This is a genomic window from Nonomuraea antri (assembly GCF_013283785.1).
Classification (GTDB): Bacteria; Actinomycetota; Actinomycetes; order Streptosporangiales; family Streptosporangiaceae; genus Nonomuraea; species Nonomuraea antri.
In genome coordinates, this window is sequence record NZ_JABCPZ010000128.1 from 1 (window position 1) to 17167 (window position 17167).

At 70.9% G+C, this 17167-nt stretch carries 15 protein-coding genes; 4 read left to right on the plus strand and 11 right to left on the minus strand.

All coding sequences use genetic code 11. The features are described 5' to 3' along the window. The 3 genes from HII36_RS33225 to HII36_RS33235 form a co-directional block, all read right to left on the minus strand. Window positions 1-1132: FAD-binding oxidoreductase (locus HII36_RS33225; RefSeq protein WP_173527258.1), on the minus strand; the 1132-nt coding region annotated here is incomplete at its 3' end. A 175-nt stretch (window positions 1133-1307) separates the two neighbouring features. Then, window positions 1308-2036 carry a response regulator gene (locus HII36_RS33230; RefSeq protein WP_173527259.1) on the minus strand — a complete coding sequence of 243 codons (729 nt, stop codon included), beginning with the start codon at window positions 2034-2036 and terminating at the stop codon, window positions 1308-1310. Continuing rightward, complete coding sequence (locus HII36_RS33235) at window positions 2033-3475, minus strand: sensor histidine kinase (protein ID WP_173527260.1); 1443 nt, start codon at window positions 3473-3475, stop codon at window positions 2033-2035. The genes HII36_RS33230 and HII36_RS33235 overlap by 4 nt, the downstream gene beginning before the upstream one ends. Window positions 3476-3990: 515 nt before the next feature. On the opposite strand from HII36_RS33235, the gene HII36_RS33240 reads away from it, so the two are divergent. Next, window positions 3991-4896: a hypothetical protein gene (locus tag HII36_RS33240; RefSeq protein WP_173527261.1), complete on the plus strand. Its 906-nt coding sequence runs from the start codon at window positions 3991-3993 to the stop codon at window positions 4894-4896. Window positions 4897-5518: 622 nt separating this feature from the next. Here the strand turns inward: HII36_RS33240 and HII36_RS33245 are convergent. Beyond that, a complete protein-coding gene (locus tag HII36_RS33245) occupies window positions 5519-6169 on the minus strand; it encodes a TetR/AcrR family transcriptional regulator (RefSeq protein ID WP_173527262.1) in 651 nt (216 codons plus the stop codon). A gap of 85 nt (window positions 6170-6254) precedes the next feature. Here HII36_RS33245 and HII36_RS33250 point away from each other — a divergent pair, with 85 nt between their 5' ends. Both HII36_RS33250 and HII36_RS33255 read left to right on the plus strand, forming a co-directional pair. After that, a complete protein-coding gene (locus HII36_RS33250) occupies window positions 6255-7445 on the plus strand; it encodes a DUF418 domain-containing protein (protein ID WP_173527263.1) in 1191 nt (396 codons plus the stop codon). 134 nt (window positions 7446-7579) lie between these two features. Further along, a complete protein-coding gene (locus HII36_RS33255) occupies window positions 7580-7999 on the plus strand; it encodes a hypothetical protein (RefSeq protein ID WP_173527264.1) in 420 nt (139 codons plus the stop codon). 268 nt (window positions 8000-8267) lie between these two features. Here HII36_RS33255 and HII36_RS33260 read toward each other — a convergent pair whose 3' ends face one another. From HII36_RS33260 to HII36_RS33290, 7 genes are all read right to left on the minus strand, one after another. Beyond that, window positions 8268-9248: a LacI family DNA-binding transcriptional regulator gene (locus HII36_RS33260; protein ID WP_173527265.1), complete on the minus strand. Its 981-nt coding sequence runs from the start codon at window positions 9246-9248 to the stop codon at window positions 8268-8270. Continuing rightward, window positions 9245-10363, minus strand: a complete 1119-nt coding sequence (locus tag HII36_RS33265) for an alpha/beta hydrolase family protein (RefSeq protein ID WP_173527266.1) — start codon at window positions 10361-10363, stop codon at window positions 9245-9247. The genes HII36_RS33260 and HII36_RS33265 overlap by 4 nt, the downstream gene beginning before the upstream one ends. Then, window positions 10364-11638: a Gfo/Idh/MocA family protein gene (locus HII36_RS33270; RefSeq protein ID WP_173527267.1), complete on the minus strand. Its 1275-nt coding sequence runs from the start codon at window positions 11636-11638 to the stop codon at window positions 10364-10366. Between the two features lie 81 nt (window positions 11639-11719). Beyond that, window positions 11720-12988 (minus strand): ABC transporter substrate-binding protein, encoded by a 1269-nt coding sequence (locus HII36_RS33275; RefSeq protein ID WP_173527268.1) that lies wholly within the window; start codon window positions 12986-12988, stop codon window positions 11720-11722. A 35-nt stretch (window positions 12989-13023) separates the two neighbouring features. Continuing rightward, on the minus strand, window positions 13024-13890 hold the full coding sequence (locus HII36_RS33280) for a carbohydrate ABC transporter permease (RefSeq protein ID WP_173527269.1): 867 nt from the start codon (window positions 13888-13890) through the stop codon (window positions 13024-13026). Further along, window positions 13871-14740 (minus strand): carbohydrate ABC transporter permease, encoded by an 870-nt coding sequence (locus tag HII36_RS33285; RefSeq protein ID WP_407940839.1) that lies wholly within the window; start codon window positions 14738-14740, stop codon window positions 13871-13873. The genes HII36_RS33280 and HII36_RS33285 overlap by 20 nt, the downstream gene beginning before the upstream one ends. A 336-nt stretch (window positions 14741-15076) precedes the next feature. Continuing rightward, window positions 15077-16045: an aldose epimerase family protein gene (locus HII36_RS33290; protein WP_173527271.1), complete on the minus strand. Its 969-nt coding sequence runs from the start codon at window positions 16043-16045 to the stop codon at window positions 15077-15079. 229 nt (window positions 16046-16274) lie between these two features. Between HII36_RS33290 and HII36_RS33295 the strand changes: the two genes are divergently transcribed. Next, complete coding sequence (locus HII36_RS33295; protein ID WP_173527272.1) at window positions 16275-17165, plus strand: NAD-dependent epimerase/dehydratase family protein; 891 nt, start codon at window positions 16275-16277, stop codon at window positions 17163-17165. The last annotated feature ends 2 nt before the right edge of the window (window positions 17166-17167 follow it).

The following is a 17167-nucleotide window of genomic DNA, read 5'->3' on the forward strand; positions in this document are numbered from 1 at the left end:
GGATGGCGGTGGCGATGATCGAGAACGGCGCGTCGCGGTGGCCGACCGGCCCGGCGTCCGCGTCCGGCCTGGCCATCGCGCCGCCCCAGTGCCGCAGCTCGACGGCGGTCAACGGCAGATCGGTGCTCTTGACCAGCGCTTCGATCACGTCGTCGCCGATCTCGGGCAGCAGTTCCAGGTGCTGCAGGAGCGGCATCCTGGGCGGCGGCGGACCGCCGAACGACTCGGCCGCCTCGGCGAACGTCGTCGTCGCGAACCCGCCGCCCACTGTCGGTCCCGCGGCCCGCAACAACGATTCGAGCTGCCCGGACGCCCGCGCGGGGTCGCTGGAGAAGGCGCGGACGGCCGGCGTCCAGCCGGCCGTGCCCGGCATACGGAGCAGGATGATCGAGGTGTTCAGCTCGTCCGGCTCGGTCTCGGCCCAGTCCCGGTAGCGGGCCAGCACCTCGGCCGCCCGGTCCGCCGGGAACATCGCCATGCCCGAATAGACCCGTTCCACCGGGTGCAGCCGGAACTCCAGCGACGTGGCCACGGCGAAGTTGCCCCCGCCGCCGCGCAGCGCCCACCACAGGTCCGGGTGGCCGGCGGCGTCCACGAGCTCGCCGTCTGCGGTGACCACCTCGGCGCCGAGCAGGTTGTCCGCGGCGTAACCGTACTGACGGGACAGCCAGCCGGCGCCGCCGCCCAGCGTGTAACCGGCGACGCCGATGGCGGGCGTGCCGGAGACCGGGGCCAGTCCGTACGGCGCGGCGGCGGCGATGACGTCCGACCAGCGCGCCCCCGCCTCGGCGCGGGCGACGCGCCGCTCCGGGTCGACCCGCACGGACGCCAGCCGCGACGTCTTGACCAGCACGCCTCCGTCGGCGGGCACGACCGTGCCGTGGCCGGTGGACTGCACGGCGAACGGCAGCCCGTACTCGCGGGAGACGGCGATCGCCGCGCGCACGTCCTGCGGGCCCGCGGCCTCGACGACGACGGCCGGACGGGGGTCGAGCAGCCGGTTCCACGCCTGCCGCTCGGCGTCGTAACGTTCGTCGCCGGGGACGAGCAGAGCGCCCTCGAACCGGCCGCGGATCCGCTGGGCGTCCCGTTGGATCCGCGCCGATGCTTCCGTGGGGAAGGTTGCTTCCATGGGGAGATCGTCGCCCGCGGAGGGTGTCGCGGTCGTCGTCCGGGGGACTACACCTGCGGCTACGCCACCGGACGCAGCCGGCGGCCCGCGACCGCGACAGAAGGAGTAGTCGCCCGCCACCCCGCTGGAGTACGCGGCGCGGGCGTACGCGGCGCGGGGCGTGCGGGCAGATCGTTCACCCGGCGCCGGGACGGATGAGACCGCTCTCGTAGGCGAGGATCACCGCGTGCACCCGGTCGCGCAGGAACAGCTTGGCCAGGACATTGCTCACGTGCGTCTTGACCGTCTGCTCACCGATCACCAGCTCCGCCGCGATCTCCGCGTTCGAGCGTCCTCTCGCCATCAGTTCCAGCACCTCGCGTTCCCTGGCGGTCAGGGTGCCGAGCTCGGGCGGCGTCCGCTCGGGTTCCTGGCGTGACGTACGCGGGCGGCGGGCGAACTCGCCGATCAGCCGTCTGGTGATGGACGGCGCCAGCAGGGCCTCGCCGGCGGCGACCACGCGGACCGCGTTGGCCAGGTCGTCGCGGCGGACGTCCTTGAGCAGGAAGCCGCTCGCGCCGGCGCGCAGCGCCTCGTAGACGTAGTCGTCGAGGTCGAACGTGGTCACCATCAGCACCTTGACCGGGCCGGCGGCGCCTGGGTCCGTACCGGCGGCGGCCGGTTCCGTCCGGTCGGCGCCCGAGTCCGTGCCGACGATGCGCCGGGTGGCCTCCAGGCCGTCCATGCGCGGCATGCGGATGTCCATCAGGACCACGTCCGGACGCAGCCGCCTGGCGACCTCGACGGCCTGCGCGCCGTCGGCGGCCTCGGCGATCACCTCCATGTCGGGCTGTGCGTTGAGTATCAGCTGGAAGCCCGCGCGGACCAGTTCCTGGTCGTCGGCGACGACGATCCTGATCGTCACCGGTCACCGCCGATGGGCAGCCGCGCCACGACAGCGAAGCCGCCGTCGGGCCGGGGTCCGGCGGTCAGCTCGCCGCCGTAGAGGTGGACGCGTTCCCGCATGCCGATCAGCCCGTGCCCCTTCCCCGCGACCGGCCACCCGCCGGCGCCGCCGCTTCCGTTGCTCTCCCCATGACGCGACCCGCCATCGCGACCACGGTCGCCTGCTTCGACGCGCACGTCACGACCGCCGTCGCCTGTTTGGACGCGCCGCAGGTCACGGCCGTCGCCCCGGACTTCGGCGCGCGGTTCCCGGCCGTCGCCCCGGACTTCGGCGCGCGATTCACGGCCGTCGTCCCGGACCTCGAAGCGCAAGCCACGTCCCTCGCCTCGGACGTCGGCACGCGAGTCACGTCCCTCGTCGCGGACCTCGATGCGCAGGTCACGTCCCGAATAGCGGACGCGGACCCGCGCCCGCGCCCCGCCCGCGTGCTTGACCACGTTGGTCAGCGCCTCCTGCACGATCCGGTACGCCGACAGGTCCACCCCCGCGGGCAGCGGCACGACGTCGCCCTCGACCTCCAGCTCGGTGTCCAGTCCCGCGCCGCGGACCTGCTCGACCAGTTCGGGCAGCTCCGCCATACCGGGCTGCGGGGCCAGCGTGCCGGTCACCGACTCCTCGGCCGTCGTCTCCTCGCGCAGCACGCCGAGCAGCCGTCGCATCTCGGCCAGGGCCTGGCGACCGGTGCCGGCGATCGCGTCGAACGCCCGTACCGCGCCTGGCGGGTCGTGCTCGGCGACCACCGGGCCCGCCTCGGCCTGCACCACCATCATGCTGACGTGGTGCGCGACGACGTCGTGCAGCTCACGGGCGATCCTGGCCCGCTCGGCCGCCACCGCGCGCCGCGCCTCGAAGTCGCGTTCGCGCGCCAGCAGCACCGCCCGCGCCTCCAGCTCCCCGGTGTACGCGCGCCTGATGCGGGTCCTGTCGCCCAGCACCCAGGCGCTGACCAGCAGCAACGCGGTGAAGGAGAAGTCGAGCAGGTCGCCGTCGGTGTCCGGGAGCACGTGCAGGAGCACCACCAGCACGCCGGTGACCGCGCCCGCGACCATCGAGGCGGTCCTGCCGCACCAGGCGACCATGCTGTACAGCGCGACGACCCCGCTCAGCGCCACCGGCGTGACCAGATCGGGGTACGGCGTCGCGCCGTACACCGCCGACATCCCGCCGACGCCCATGTTGATCCAGAACGGATGCCGTCGCCGCCAGGCCAGCGGCAACGTGATCACCAGGACCAGTCCGACCGCGAGCGCGTCCGGACGGGGCATGCCCTCGGCGCGCGCCCGGGCGAACAACGCGATCAGGGAGATCACCGCGAGCAGGACGGCGAGCAGCCCGTCCGCGACGACCGGATGCTCGCGGGTCCACGCCGCCAGCCGGGCCACGCGTTTCGTCGGCATACGCCCAAGTATGTGGGCAACGCCGGCACATGACCTCCCCCGTGCCGCCTCCCTCCTTCGGGGGACGCGGCGCCCGGTCTCCCTTCGGGGAGGGAGCGTGCGGTTCGCGAGCGTGGGGGATCCGGGGAACGGGCCCGGCGCCTACCGTCTGACGCAGGGATCCCCACGGAACACCACCCGATCCATCCCCCTACGCGGAAGGCACCGTTGACGTCGCCAATCGCCGACGTCGCCAGTCGCCAATGACTGGCGATGCCGTCGATGCCGTCAATGCCGCCGATGCCGTCGATGCCGTCGATGCCGTCGATGCCGTCGATGCCTCGGACGTCACCGATGTCACGCCACGTTTCCGGCCCGCGGGCACCGGCCCGCCCTGGAGGTCTCCCATGTCCGACATCTCTTCACCCATGCCACCATTCATGCCGCCGCAGCCACCGCCCCTGTCCCCGCCGCCGTCATCGCGTGCCGTGGACCGCACCGTCCCGGCGCCCCATCGCGGACGCATGTTGCGTGCCATGGCGGCGTCGCTGCGATCCTCTTTCTGGTCCGACGCCCCGGGCTACCAGCGGATGGCGTACCTGGTCGGCGCCGCGCTGATCCTGGTCGGGCTGACGCATGCGGCCATCTGGGCGGTGGTCGGCGGCACGGCGGAAGGCCCGCTGTCGTGGCGCAAGCCGACCACGTTCGGCATCTCGTTCGGGCTGACCACGCTCACGCTCGGCTGGTTCGGCACATATCTGCCGGTACGGCGGTGGATCGGCTGGGTCACCTCGTCCGTGTTGTGCCTCTCGACCACCCTCGAAGTGGTGTACGTGAGCGTGCAGCGCGCCCGCGGCGTGCCCTCGCACTTCAACAATCTGACCGCGCTGGACGAGGCGCTGTTCACCGCCGGCGGCATCACCATCGCGTTCACGGACGTGGTCATCCTCGCCATGACGGTGGCGTCCTTCGTCATCTGCACCGCGCCCGCCCCGATGACCTGGGCAATTCGCGGCGGCCTGGTGGCGCTGCTGGCCGCCCAGGGGATGGGCGCGTGGATGATCGTGCACGGAATCGGCCTGCTCGACGAGGGCGCGACCGCGCTCACCCAGTCGATGACCACGTACGGCGCAGCGGGCTCGATGAAGTTCACCCATGCCGTCCCGATGCACGGCATCCAGGTGCTCGCCGGGCTGGCCTGGCTGCTCGGTTTCACCGGCTTGTCCGTGCGCAGGCAGTCGGTGACGGTGGGCGTGGCGATCGCCGGCTACGCGAGCCTGTTCGCCGTCGCGCTGGCTCGGACCGCGGCCGGGCTGGAACCATTCGACCTGGTCAGCGCGTCGACGCTGCTCTATCTCGCGCCCGCCGTCCTGCTGGGGGCGGCGGCGGTCGCGGCAGCCGCCGGCCTTCGCCCGTACCCGCACTCACCCGCACGCCTGTAGACCCGAACGCAAGCGGAAGCGCAGGCGCAGGCGTAGACGCACCCGAAGCCGTGACCACGGCGCCGACCGGGGGCGCCGACCGGGGGCGGCCGGGAGTCCCACGGACTCCCGGCCTCCGCGTGCCACCGACGGGACGGCGGCGACAATCGCCCACCCTTCCCTCGAACCGGGCCCGCTCGGGACAGCGGCCACTCGAACCGCAGCCCACCAGGCATCGGCCAACCGGACCGCAGCCAGTCGGACACCAGACAGCCGGCACTGGGCACCGGCACCGGGCACCGGGCACCGGGCACCGGGCACCGGGCACCGAGAATCGGACAGCAGCCAATCGGGCAGCGGGCAATCAGGCACCGGGCGATCAGGCACCGGGCAATCAGGCACCGGGCGATCAGGCACCGGGCAATCGGGACAGCAGCCACTCGGACCGCAGCCCACCGGGCACCGAGCACCGAGCACCGGGCACTGGACACCCGGCACCGGGAATCGGACAGCAGCCAATCGGGCACCGATGATCGGGCACCGGCCTCGGACCGCAATCGACCGGACCACAGCCAACCGGGCCATAACCAGCCGAGCCACAGTCGTCCGGGCCGCAGTCGCCCGAATCGCGGCTAGATGGCGGCTATTCGGACCGCGGTGAGGAGCGGGTGGCCGTGCCCGAAGACCCGGTCGCGGTCGGGCGGGGCCCGAGTCCGACGGCGGGCAGGATGGCCTGGTCCACGATCGCCTCCAGCTCGGCATCACCCGGCGGTGCTCCGTTGTCCAGTGCGTACTTGGTGACCAGGGCCTCCCCGATGTCGGTCACGACCGGCGTCAGCAGTTCGGCGGGGAAGTGCCCGCGTTCGGCGTAGTGCCGGAGCACGGTGGTGGTGAACGTCCCGCCGCGCTGGGCGAAGACCCGCTCGTACAGCACCTCGGCCACCCGGGGATTGCGTTGCGGGTCCATGAGGATGGCCGCGACCGCGCGGCCCGCGGGGCTGAACATCCACTCGGTCATGAGCTGAAGCGAGCGGACCAGGTCGCCGCGCAGATCGTCGGCCCCGGGAGCGGGCTCTTCGACCGGATGCAGTTGGAAGAGCGCGTCGACCAGCACCTCGACCGGGTCCGACCAGCGGCGGTAGAGCGTGGTGCGCGGCGTGGCGGCCCGCTTGCCGATCCCGTCCATGGTCAGACGGCCGATGCCGACCTCGGCGACCTCTTCGAGCACGGCCGCGTGGATGGCGTTGATCAGCTCAGCGCCGCGCCGGCGGGTCCGCGTGCCGTGATCTGCCATGCCCTCCCCCACTTGCTTAGATGCACGGCTGTAGCTTACCTTCAGCACATAAGCTACAGCCGTGTATCTAATTCCGAGGTGAGCCATGTCCATCGCTCCACCGGCGCCGACCGTCCCCGGCGCTCTGCCGCTCGCGCGGCGCTCGCTCGCACCCGACCTCGCCCGCGGCCTGATGCTGCTGCTCATCGCCGTGGCGCACGCGCACATGTACCTGTCGGGGCACGCCGCCGGCTTCCGCGGCTACGCACTCGACGGCGGACCGATCGACCGGCTCGTCGCCGGAGTCCAGATCCTGCTGGTGGACGGCCGGGCACTGCCGATGTTCGCCGCCCTCTTCGGTTACGGCCTGGTCCAGCTCGCCGACCGGCAGCTCGCGGCCGGCATGGACTGGCCAGGCACCAGGAAGGTGCTGCGCCGCCGGAGCCTGTGGCTGCTGGCGTTCGGCGCCTGCCACGCGCTGCTGCTGTTCTTCGGCGACATCCTCGGCGCGTACGGGCTGATCGGGCTCGTCCTCGTCGGCTTCGTCCGGCGCGCCGACCGGGCCGTGCTGTGGGCGGCCGTGGCCGGGCTCGTCCTGCACGTGGTGGTGCTGGCCGGGTTCGGGCTGCTCACGGTCTCCGCGCCCAAGGGTGACACGCCCGCCGCGATCGCCGACCCGCTGGAGGCGATGGTGATGCGGCTGATCGGCTGGTCCGGGATGACGCCCACCTACTTCGCCGCGAGCGTCGTGCCGGCCTTCCTGCTCGGCATCTGGGCGGCCCGCCGCCGGCTGCTCGACGACCCCGGCGCGCACCGGGCGCTGCTCTCCCGCGTCACGGTCGCCGGGGTGAGCGTCGCGGTCGTCGGCGGCGTCCCGCTGATGCTGGTGGACACCCGTCTGTGGGCGCCGTCGGCGGCCGTCTCCGTCACGATGTACGTGCTGCACAGCCTGACCGGCATCGCCGGCGGCCTCGGCTACGCGGCGGCGATCGGGCTGGTCGCGAGCCGGCAGCGGCACCGGGCGCCCGGCGTGGTGACCAGGGCCCTGGCCGCGTGCGGGCAGTGGTCGCTGACCTGCTACCTGCTGCAGTCGGTGATCTTCGTGGCGGTGTTCGCGCCGTACGCGGGCGGGCTCGGCACCCGCGTCGGCGACGCCGCCGCGTCCGGGATCGCCGTGCTCACCTGGCTGGCCACGGTGGTGCTGGCCGCCGTCCTGGCCCCGCGCGGCCGCCGCGGCCCGGCCGAGTCGTTGCTGCGCCGGCTCACGTACGGCGCCCGCGGCCGTCACCACTCCTGACCTAGCGCTCGATCGGGACTACGCTGACACCACGATCACTCGTCGGCGAGACGCTGTTCTGGAGGGGTGGCATGGTCCTGACCCAGCCGGCTTCAGAGATGTCACCGAGGCAGCGGAGCAGGTGGCCGCTCTACGTGAGCCTGGTGCTGCTCTCGTTCATCGTCGCCTCCGTCACCGCCTTCGTCCTGGTGTTCAAGGTCCCGGAGTGGCGTAACAACGAGAAGCTGGCCCGGCTGGAGGAGCGGGTGAGCATGCTCCCGCTCCCGCCCGACACCGAGTCCGCCTCGCTCGGCGTGCAGGGCACGGTGGGCCTCCAGTCGGGCAATAGCAACCATTGCGACTACCTGGTCCGCATGTCCCTGGAGACCAGGCTGTCGGAGTCCGAGATCGTGCGTTACTACGAAACCGTGAAGGTCAAGGGCGTCGAGGGCCGCGAACTCGACGCCCAGGTGTTCATCAACCCGGGCCCGTCGTGGCGCAGCGGGTACAAGGACGTCATCGTGGAGTTCTTCGACGGCGGACACGAACCCGGCTACGACATCCGGTGCCACTGAACGGGAGTTCCCGTGCTCGCCCCTCACCGCCGGTAACGCCCGCTGAGTGCGCGCACCGATGATCGGCAGGTGGTAGGCGCTACCGTGAGCCCGGGGTTCGGTCGCTCTCGTCCCAACGCGTTCAGCATGACCGCCTCCCCCAGGCATGACCTCAGGCTACGTGCGGCCTTCTCCAGGCCGCTCTTCCGTTCATCTGGGAGACGTGAGGTGACCGAGTGGGGACACTCGAGCGCGGTTGCTGACTGGGGCGGGCGATCCCGGATGGGGGTTAGCGGGGGGCGGTGGATTCTCGGATGACGAGGTTGGTCTCCAGGCGGGCCAGGGTCGGGGTGCCGAGTTCGCCGGCTCCTACCGCCGCCAGCAGCAAGTCCACCGCCATCCGGCCGGCCGCGGCCGTGGGCATGGTGATGGTGGTCAGTTTGGGGCGGTTCAGGCGGCCGGGGAGGCTGTCGTCCACGCCGATGACGCTGACGTCCCCCGGCACGCGGACGCCGCGCGCGTCCAGGCCCTCGATCAGGCCCAGCGCGACGAGGTCGTTGTAACACAGCACGCCGGTCGCGCCGGAGGCGGCGATGGCGGCGGCAGCGGCGAGGCCGCCCTGCTCGGTGGGCTCGTTCGGGCCGGAGACGGTCAGGTCGACGCCGAACTCGATGGCCGCGGCGGTGGCGGCGGCGTGCATCTCGTCGCTGGTCCAGGAGCCGTGCGGGCCGGCCAGCAGCGCGATCTTGCGGTGACCCAGCTCGGCCAGATGCGCGACGGCGGCGCGGGCGCCCTGGCCGACGTCCATCAACACCGTGGTCAGTCCCTTCAGCCGCCGGTTGACCACCACGAACGGCACCTGCGCGCGCAGCCGTTCGATCACCCGGTTGGACAGTCGCGGGCTGCACAGCAGGACGCCGTCCACCTGCTTGACGAACGTCTCGATGAGTTCCTGCTCCAGCAGCGGGTCCTCGTCGGTGTCGGCCACGAACACGTGGTAGTCCCGCTCGCGGGCCTGCGCCTGCGCCGCCTTGATCAGGGGCGGGAAGAACGGGTTGGCGATGTCGGCCACGATCAGGCCCAGGTTGTGCGTGCGCCCGGTGGTCAGTGCCCGCGCGGCCCGGTTCGGACGGTAGCCGAGCCCCTCCGCCACCGCCAGCACCCGGTTGCGGGTGTCGACGTTGACCAGGTGCGGTGCGGAGAACGTCCGCGAAACCGTCGAGACGTGTACTCCCGATGCCCGGGCCACGTCCCTGATCGTCACGGTCACGGGGCGCCTCCGTCTGTCTGCGAGTGGTGAGCGAGCCAGGCGAAGACCCGCTCCTGGACGGGCAGGCCGAAGCCGTGCCCGGTGTCGGCGAACACGCCCGTGTAACCCGACGGGGCCTGCCGATAGTGTGCCGTGATCATCGCATGGGCGCGGCGCATCCCGCTCAACGGGAGGATCGGGTCGCGCTCGCCGTACCAGACGAGCAGCGGCCGGGGGGCGGCACAGCCCACCAGGTCCGGCAGGTCGCACAGCCTGGACAGCCCTGGAGGGTACAACATCCAGGTATGTCCGGCGAGGTGTTCGTCCAGCATGTCGCGGTACGAGGAGATCATCGCGACCACGGCGACGGCGGACAGGCGGCCGGGGTCGAACGCGCCGAGCAGCGCCGCGCGCAGGCCGCCGCCGGACAGCCCGGCGCAGGCGACCCTGCCGACGTCGGGGCGGGCGCGCAGGTAGGCGGCCGCCGCGAGGTCCTCCCCGGCGATCACGCCGGCGAGCGAGGTGCCGAGCACGGTGCAGTATTTCGCCAGCACGTGCTCGTATTCGGCCGCCACCTCGTCGTAGGAGTCTCCGGTCGGTTCGGCAGGCCCCGCCCCCTCACGAGGTTCCGCCGGCGCGACCGCGAACCCGGTCGCGCGCATGTCCGCGACCGCGATCCGCCGGCTCCCCCACCCGAACGCGTCCGGCGCCAGCACCGTGAACCCGCGCCGGGCCAGCTCCGACGCCCAGCCCCGCCCGCCGTAGATGGCCGCGCGCAACCGGCGCACCTCGGCGGACGGCTCCTCCGGCCCGTCGGCGATCTTCTCCTTGCCCGCGTACTTCATCCCGGCGTGGCAGTGCAGCGCGAGCACCCCGGGCAGGACGGCGTCCCCGGCGTCCGCCGGCCGCAGCACGTAGGCGTGGGTGCGGGGGCCGAAGCCGACGTCCCAGGAGACCTCCTCCCCCGCCACGCCGTCGCGCGTCCAGGTGCGCTCGGTGCGGACGTCCGCGGCGGTCAGCGCGAGCACGCCGATGCAGTCGCGCGCGCGTTCACGCAGGTCGGGGCCGGGCTCGGGGAACAGCCCGTGCTGGCGCGCGGCGAGTCCGGCCAGGCCGCGCAGGGTCGACGAGCCCACTCAGCGATCCGCCATCCGGGTGCCGCCGTCCACCAGGTGTACGGCGCGGCCGGTGCGCATGGACTCGTTGGCCGCCGCTCCCACCAGCACGCTGCGGATCCCGTCGAGGTAGCCGGCCTGGCGGGCCAGCGGGTCGGCGACGCCGCCGCGGAAGACGTCGTCGAGCAGCAGCCTGTCGCCGCCGCCGTGGCCGCCCGCGCTCTGCTCGATGGGCACCTGCTCGGCCTCCCGCCAGTGCCGGTGCAGGGTGAGCCGCTCCCAGGCGCCCGTCGCGTGTTCCTTGGACGCCGCCGACGGGTCGATGGCGGCGTGCGGCGGCGTCCAGGCGCGTTCGCACACCTCCAGCTCGATCCGGCCGCCGGTGCCGTTGAAGACCACCCGGTACCCCTCGAAGGGGGCGTGCGCGTTCAGCGAGTACGTCAGCAGCGCCCGGTCGTCGTAGCGGACGAGCACCGACAGGTTGTCCTCGATGGTCACGCCCGGGGCGAAGACGTCCTGGTCGCGGATGTAGCCGTCCTCGTGCTCGGCGTCCAGGTAGAGGCGCTTGAGCCGGGGATCGGCGGAGATGTCCAGGATGAACGGGTCGCTGCCCAGCCCTGGCGCGCCCTGGCCGCGCGGGTGCCGCGGCCCGTGGTCGCCGTCTGGGCCGTAGAAGCGCAGGTCGCCCTGGGCGTACACGGAGACGGGCGCGGCGGCCAGCCACCAGTTGACCAGGTCGAAGTGGTGGGTGGACTTGTGCACGAGCAGGCCGCCGGAGTTGGCCTTGTCGCGGTGCCAGCGGCGGAAGTAGTCGGCGCCGTGGATGGTGTCGAGCGCCCAGTCGAAGTGCACGGACGTCACGTCGCCGATCGAGCCGTCCATGATGAGCCGGCGGACGGCGGAGTTGCGCGGCGAGTAGCGGTAGTTGAACGTGACGACCAGCGAGCCGGCGCCGCGCTCGGCCGCGGCGGCGATCTCGGCGCAGCCGGCCGCGTCGACGGTCAGCGGTTTCTCCACGATCACATGTTTGCCTGCGTCGAGCGCGGCGCACACGTAGCGGGCGTGCGTGGCGTCCACGGTGGCGACGACCACGGCGTCGCACAGTTCCAGCATGGCCTCGAACTCGCCGGGCTCGAAGCAGGGCACGGGCGTGCCGACACGTTCGGCGTAGTAGTCCATGCGGGTCCGGTTGACGTCGCAGAAGGCGACGATGGTGCCGGTGTCCCGCCAGTCGCCGAGCAGGGCGTCGACGTACATCTGGGCGCGGTGGCCCAGCCCGACAAAGGCGTATCTCATTCTGCAGGATCTCCCCGATCAGGCGTCGCACGGCCCGCGAGCGCGGGCCGTGCGACGCACGGCAAAGTCAGCCGGCCGGCGTCAGCCCGCGATGGCCGCGTTGGCCTCTTCGAGCAGCTTGGTGGCCGCCTCGTCCGGCGTCTGCTGCCCGCTGGTCACCGCCTCGGAGTAGCGCTTGATGATGTCCTCCATCTTCGAGCCGCCCTTCGGCGGGACGATCACCGGCGTGAGCTCGCTCTTGACCGACTCGATGAAGGTGAGCGTCTGCTGGTCGGCCGGGGGCAGCTTGTCCTTGACGGCGGCCAGCACCTTGCCGTTGATCGGCAGGCCGCGGTCGCTGAGCAGCAGGCCGCCCGCCTCGGCGTCGTTGAGCAGGAAGTCGATGAACTTCTGCGCCTCGGCCGGACTCTTGCTCTTGGCGGAGGCCGTCCAGAACATGGCGGGCTGCAGGAACATGCCGGAGCCGCCGGACGCCTCGGACTTGGGCAGGCGCAGCAGGGTCAGCTCAGAGCCGGACGCCTTGGCCATGGTGCCGAGCTGGTTGCTCCACCAGCTGCCGAACGCGCCCTTGTTGGTGGCGATCAGCGACTGCTCCACGCTGGCGGCGATGAGCTCGTTCATCTTCGCCGCGTCGGGCGAGCCCTTGGTCTGGGCGAGCTTGGAGAAGGTGGCCCACCAGGCCTTGAGCGTGTCGGGGGTGAAGCCGACCTTGCCGCCGTCGTAGATCTTCTCGCCGCGCTGGGCGGCGAAGACCGTCAGGTTGGCGGGGTTGAAGTTGTACTCGGTGCCGTAGACCGTGCCGTCGCCGGCCGCGGTGATCTTGGCCGAGAGGTCCATGTACTCCTCCCAGGTCCAGGTCTTGTCGTCGGGCATCTTCTGCCCGGCCTTCTCGATGAGCGCCTTGTTGGCCATCATCGAGAAGACGTTGACGCCGCTGGGGATGGCGTACTGCTTGCCGTCGATCTGGCCGACGGCCAGCACAGCCTGGTCGAGGTCCGCGGTGTTGACCTTGCCCGACAGGTCGGCGAGCGCGTTGCGCCCGGCGTACTCGGCCAGGCCGCGGATCTCGATGGTCATGACGTCGGGGGCGTCGTTCGCGGCGACCTTGGTGGCCAGCGACTCGTAGTAGCTGGGCCAGTCGGAGAACTCGCCGACGACGTCGATGGTCGGGTTCTTCTTCTCGAACGCGGCGATGACCTGCTCGGTCAGCTTCTGCCGCGAGTCGCTGCCCCAGTAGGAAAAGCGCAGCTTGACCTTGCCGTCAGCGGCTTCGCCGCCGCCGCCGGAGCCGCAGGCGGTCAGGGCCAGCGCGGCGGCCGTGAGCAGGGCCATGGTCTTGAAAGAGCGCATCTCGGCGTCCCTTCCTCAGGTGTTGGTGGGGGGTGTTATTTGAGACCCGTGGTGGCGACACCGCGGATCAGGTACTTCTGTCCGGCCAGGAAGAACCCGAAGATCGGGGCGAGCGCGATGAGCGACATGGCGAACATCGAGCCCCACGACGACTCGCCGCCGGAGTCGAGGAAGGTGCGCAGGGCGACCGGGGCGGTGAAGTTGTCGGGATTGTTGAGGTAGATGAGCTGGCTGAAGAAGTCGTTCCAGGTCCAGATGAACGTGAAGATCGCGGTGGTGGCCAGCGCCGGCATGCACAGCGGCAGGATCACGCGGAAGAACGTGCGCCAGTAGCCGGCTCCGTCGATGGAGGCGGCCTCGTCCAGCTCGCGCGGCAGCGTCCTGATGAACTGCACCATCAGGAAGATGAAGAACGAGTCGTGGGCCAGGAACTTGGGCAGGATCAGCGGCCAGATCGTGTTGATCATGTCGAGCTGGGAGAACATGATGTACTGCGGCACGATCACCACGTGCAGCGGCAGCATGATCGTGCCGAGCATGAGGGCGAACCAGAGCTTCTTGAGCGGGAAGTTCAGCCGGGCGAAGGCGTAGGCGGCCAGCGAGCAGGCGGCCAGGTTGCCGACCACCGACAGGCCGGTGATCACCGCGGAGTTCCACAGGTAGTAGCCGAAGGGGTGGGCCAGCGCGGTCCAGCCCTCGGTGAAGTTCTCCAGCGTGAGCTCGCTGGGGATCAGTCCGGGCTCGCGGAAGATCAGCTCTTCCGGCTTGAGCGCGCTGGAGATCATCCACAGCAGCGGGTAGAGCATGACCAGGCCGAACCCGATCAGCATCAGGTGCTTGGCGCCCCGGCTGACGCGCCGCCGGTAGAGCACCGGGTTTCGCCTACTTACTGTCGTCGCCATAGAAGACCCAATACTTGGACGCGAGGAAGTTGACCCCGGTCAGACCGGCGATGATGAGCACGAGCACCCAGGCCAGCGCGGCGGCGTAGCCCATCTCGTACTCTTTGAACCCGTTGATGTAGAGGTAGAGCGTGTAGAAGAGGGTGGAGTCGTTGGGCCCGCCCGAGCCGTTGCTGACGATGAACGACTGGGTGAACGACTGGAACGACTTGATCACTTCGAGTACGAGGTTGAAGAAGATGATCGGGGTGAGCAGCGGCAGCGTGATCGAGCGGAACTGCTTGACCGGGCTGGCGCCGTCCACCGCCGCGGCCTCGTAGTAGCTGCGCGGGATCTGCCGCAGGCCGGCCAGGAAGATGACCATCGGCGCGCCGAACGTCCAGACGTGCAGCAGGATCAGCGTGCCCAGCGCGGTGTCCGGGTCGTTGACGTAGCTGGAGCCCTCGATGCCGACGAGCCCGAGAATGCCGTTGACCAGCCCGTCCGCGCCGAAGATCTTGCGCCACAGGATGGCGATCGCGACGCTGCCGCCCAGCAGCGAGGGCAGGTAGTAGATCGAGCGGTAGAACGTCAGCCCGCGCAGTCCCCGGTCCAGCAGCAGGGCCAGCGCGAGGGCGAAGGCGAGTTGCAGCGGCACGGAGACGACCACGTAGATCGTGGTGACCTTGAGCGAGGACCAGAATCTGGGGTCCTCGGTGAACATGGTCACGTAGTTGTCCAGCCCGACCCACTTGGCCTCTTCGAGCAGGCTGTAGTCGGTGAAGGACAGGTAGAGCGAGGCGATGATGGGCCCGATGGTGATCAGGAACAGGCCGACGAACCACGGCGCGAGGAACACGTAGGCCGTCAACGCCTCGCGGCGCGAGCGGTTGACAGGCTTGGGAGCGCTCCCGCCTGGGACGAGAGCCTTCGCGGGGGGCGCAGGCTTCAACGACAGCGAATCGACCACGGTGGATGCCCCTGAACGGATCGGATCCTGACATTTCTGGAATCAGTCGTCATCACGGGACCTCCCGGTGTGACGTGAGTGGGATGGCGCTTTCCTATAGCGCCGGAGAAAGTTACGTCAACCCTTTGCAGGCGTTACCTCGGCGTTACCGATATATCGATCACAGCATTCACGCAGGTAGCGGCGTTAGCGCTGGATGTCGCTCTGGCAAATAATCCTGCGGCATGCGGCGAGTTGTTACAAGCGGTTGTAGTCGAATCGATAGGTCGTCGACGACACGTGCTCCTCGCCCGGCCGGAGCACCGCCGACGGGAAGTCCGGCCGGTTGGGCGCGTCGGGGAAGCGCTGGGTCTCCAGGCACAGCCCGGCGAACCTGCCGTACGGGGTGGCGACGCCGTCCAGCATGTGCCCGGTGTAGAACTGCACGCCGGGCTCGGTCGTGGTCACCTCCATCGAGCGGCCGCTGACCGGCTCGGCCACCCTGATCCGGCCGCCGGGGCGCAGCGCGTAGCAGTGGTCGTAGCAGCCGTCCAGGCGCTCGCCCACCGCCGCCGGGCCGGTGAAGTCGTACGGCGTGCCGGCCACCGCCGCCGGCGCCCCGGGCAGCGGGATCTTCCCTTCGTCCACCGGCAGGTAGTGGTCGGCCTCGATGGTCACCACGTGCCCGCGCACGTCACGGGCGCCGCCCGCCAGGTTGAAGTAGGAGTGGTTGGTCAGGTTGAGCACGGTCGGGGCGTCGGTGGTGGCGCGGTAGCCGATGCTCAGGCCGTCGTCCTCGTCGAGGGTGTAGGTGACCTCGGCGGTGAGCGTGCCGGGGTAGCCCTCCTCGCCGTCCTTGCTGACGTGGGTGAGCCGCACGGCGCGCTCGCCGTCCGGCTCGGCCCGCCAGACCCGCTTGTCGAAGCCGGTCTCGCCGCCGTGCAGGCTGTGCCCGTTGTTGTTGAGCGGCAGCCGGTACGTGACGCCGTCGAGCGTGAACGTGCCGGCGGCGATGCGGTTGCCGTACCTGCCGACGACGGCGCCGAAGTAGCGGCTGCGGGTCAGGTAGTCGGCCACGGTGGGCAGGCCGAGCACGACGTCGGCGCCGTCGGGCAGCTCGACGGACTGGACGATCGCGCCCAGGGTCAGGGTCGAGACGCGCATCCGGCCGTTGCTCAGGACGTACCGGTCGACGCGTTCCCCCGCGGGGGTGGTGCCGAAACTCACGATGAACTCGCTCTCTTGAACGCGTGCAGTGCCGCGACTGTAACGCAAACGGTTGCACCCGAACCAGCCCTCCCGGCCGTGCGCCCACCTGAGCCCATCGGTGTCTTAGCAGGTCAAAGCAGTGCCGCCAAACCTGCTCTTGACGAAACCAGCCGACAACCTCCAGGGTTTGGGTGCAACTGGTTGCAGTCCGAGCAGGCTCGCGACTGCCAGAAGGGAAAGACAACCCGTGAGCAGAACTCTTGTCACCGGGAGCGCCGGCCGCCTCGGGCGCAGTGTCGTGTCCGCGCTCGCCGCGGCAGGCCACGAGGTGATCGGCGTGGACAGGGCGGAGGGCACCCCGGCCGACGCCGCCGCCAGTCTCCCCGCCGACCTGACCGACCTCGGCGAGGCGTACGAGGTGATCGCGCGTTTCCGGCCCGACGCCGTGGTGCACCTGGCCGCCATCGCCACCCCGTTCAGCCGCAGCGACCAGGTGACCTTCCGCACCAACACGCAACTGGCGTTCAACGTGTGCGACGCGGCTGTCGCGCTGGGCGTGGGCAAGCTGATCGTGGCCAGCAGCCCGACCGTCATCGGCTACGGCTCGCCCGGCGGCTGGCGGCCCGCCTACCTGGCCATCGACGAGGAGCACCCGGCCGAGCCGTGGAACGCCTACAGCCTGTCCAAGCTGGTGGCCGAGGAGACCATGCGCTCCTACGCCCGCGCATCCGAGACGACCAGGATGGCCGCGGTGCGGCCGTGCTTCGTGATCGCGCCGGAGGAGTGGGAGGGCGCGCCGACCCAGTCCGGGCACACGGTGACCGAGCGGCTGGACCGGCCGGACATCGCCGGGGTCTCACTGTTCAACTACATCGACGCCCGTGACGCGGCCGAGCTGCTGATCACCCTGCTCGACCGGCTGCCCGGCCTGCCCAACGGCGAGGTCTTCTTCGCCGGCGCGGCCGACGCGCTGGCCAGGGAGCCGCTGGCGGAGCTGCTGCCGCGGGTCATCCCCTCGACCGCGGGCCTGGCCGGCGCGCTCACCGGCACCACCCCCGCATTCTCTTCAGCCAAGGCCGAGCGGCTGCTCGGCTGGCAGGCCAAGCGCAGCTGGCGTACCGAGCTCAGGGAGTACTGATC

Coding starts and splice junctions, on each gene's coding strand:
- HII36_RS33235 (WP_173527260.1), bottom strand. CDS start 3,475: ATGCCGACGAAACGCGTGGCCCGGCTGGCGGCGTGGACCCGCGAGCAT.
- HII36_RS33270 (WP_173527267.1), bottom strand. CDS start 11,638: ATGAGATACGCCTTTGTCGGGCTGGGCCACCGCGCCCAGATGTACGTC.
- HII36_RS33240 (WP_173527261.1), top strand. CDS start 3,991: ATGGCGGCGTCGCTGCGATCCTCTTTCTGGTCCGACGCCCCGGGCTAC.
- HII36_RS33275 (WP_173527268.1), bottom strand. CDS start 12,988: ATGCGCTCTTTCAAGACCATGGCCCTGCTCACGGCCGCCGCGCTGGCC.
- HII36_RS33245 (WP_173527262.1), bottom strand. CDS start 6,169: ATGGCAGATCACGGCACGCGGACCCGCCGGCGCGGCGCTGAGCTGATC.
- HII36_RS33280 (WP_173527269.1), bottom strand. CDS start 13,890: ATGGCGACGACAGTAAGTAGGCGAAACCCGGTGCTCTACCGGCGGCGC.
- HII36_RS33250 (WP_173527263.1), top strand. CDS start 6,255: ATGTCCATCGCTCCACCGGCGCCGACCGTCCCCGGCGCTCTGCCGCTC.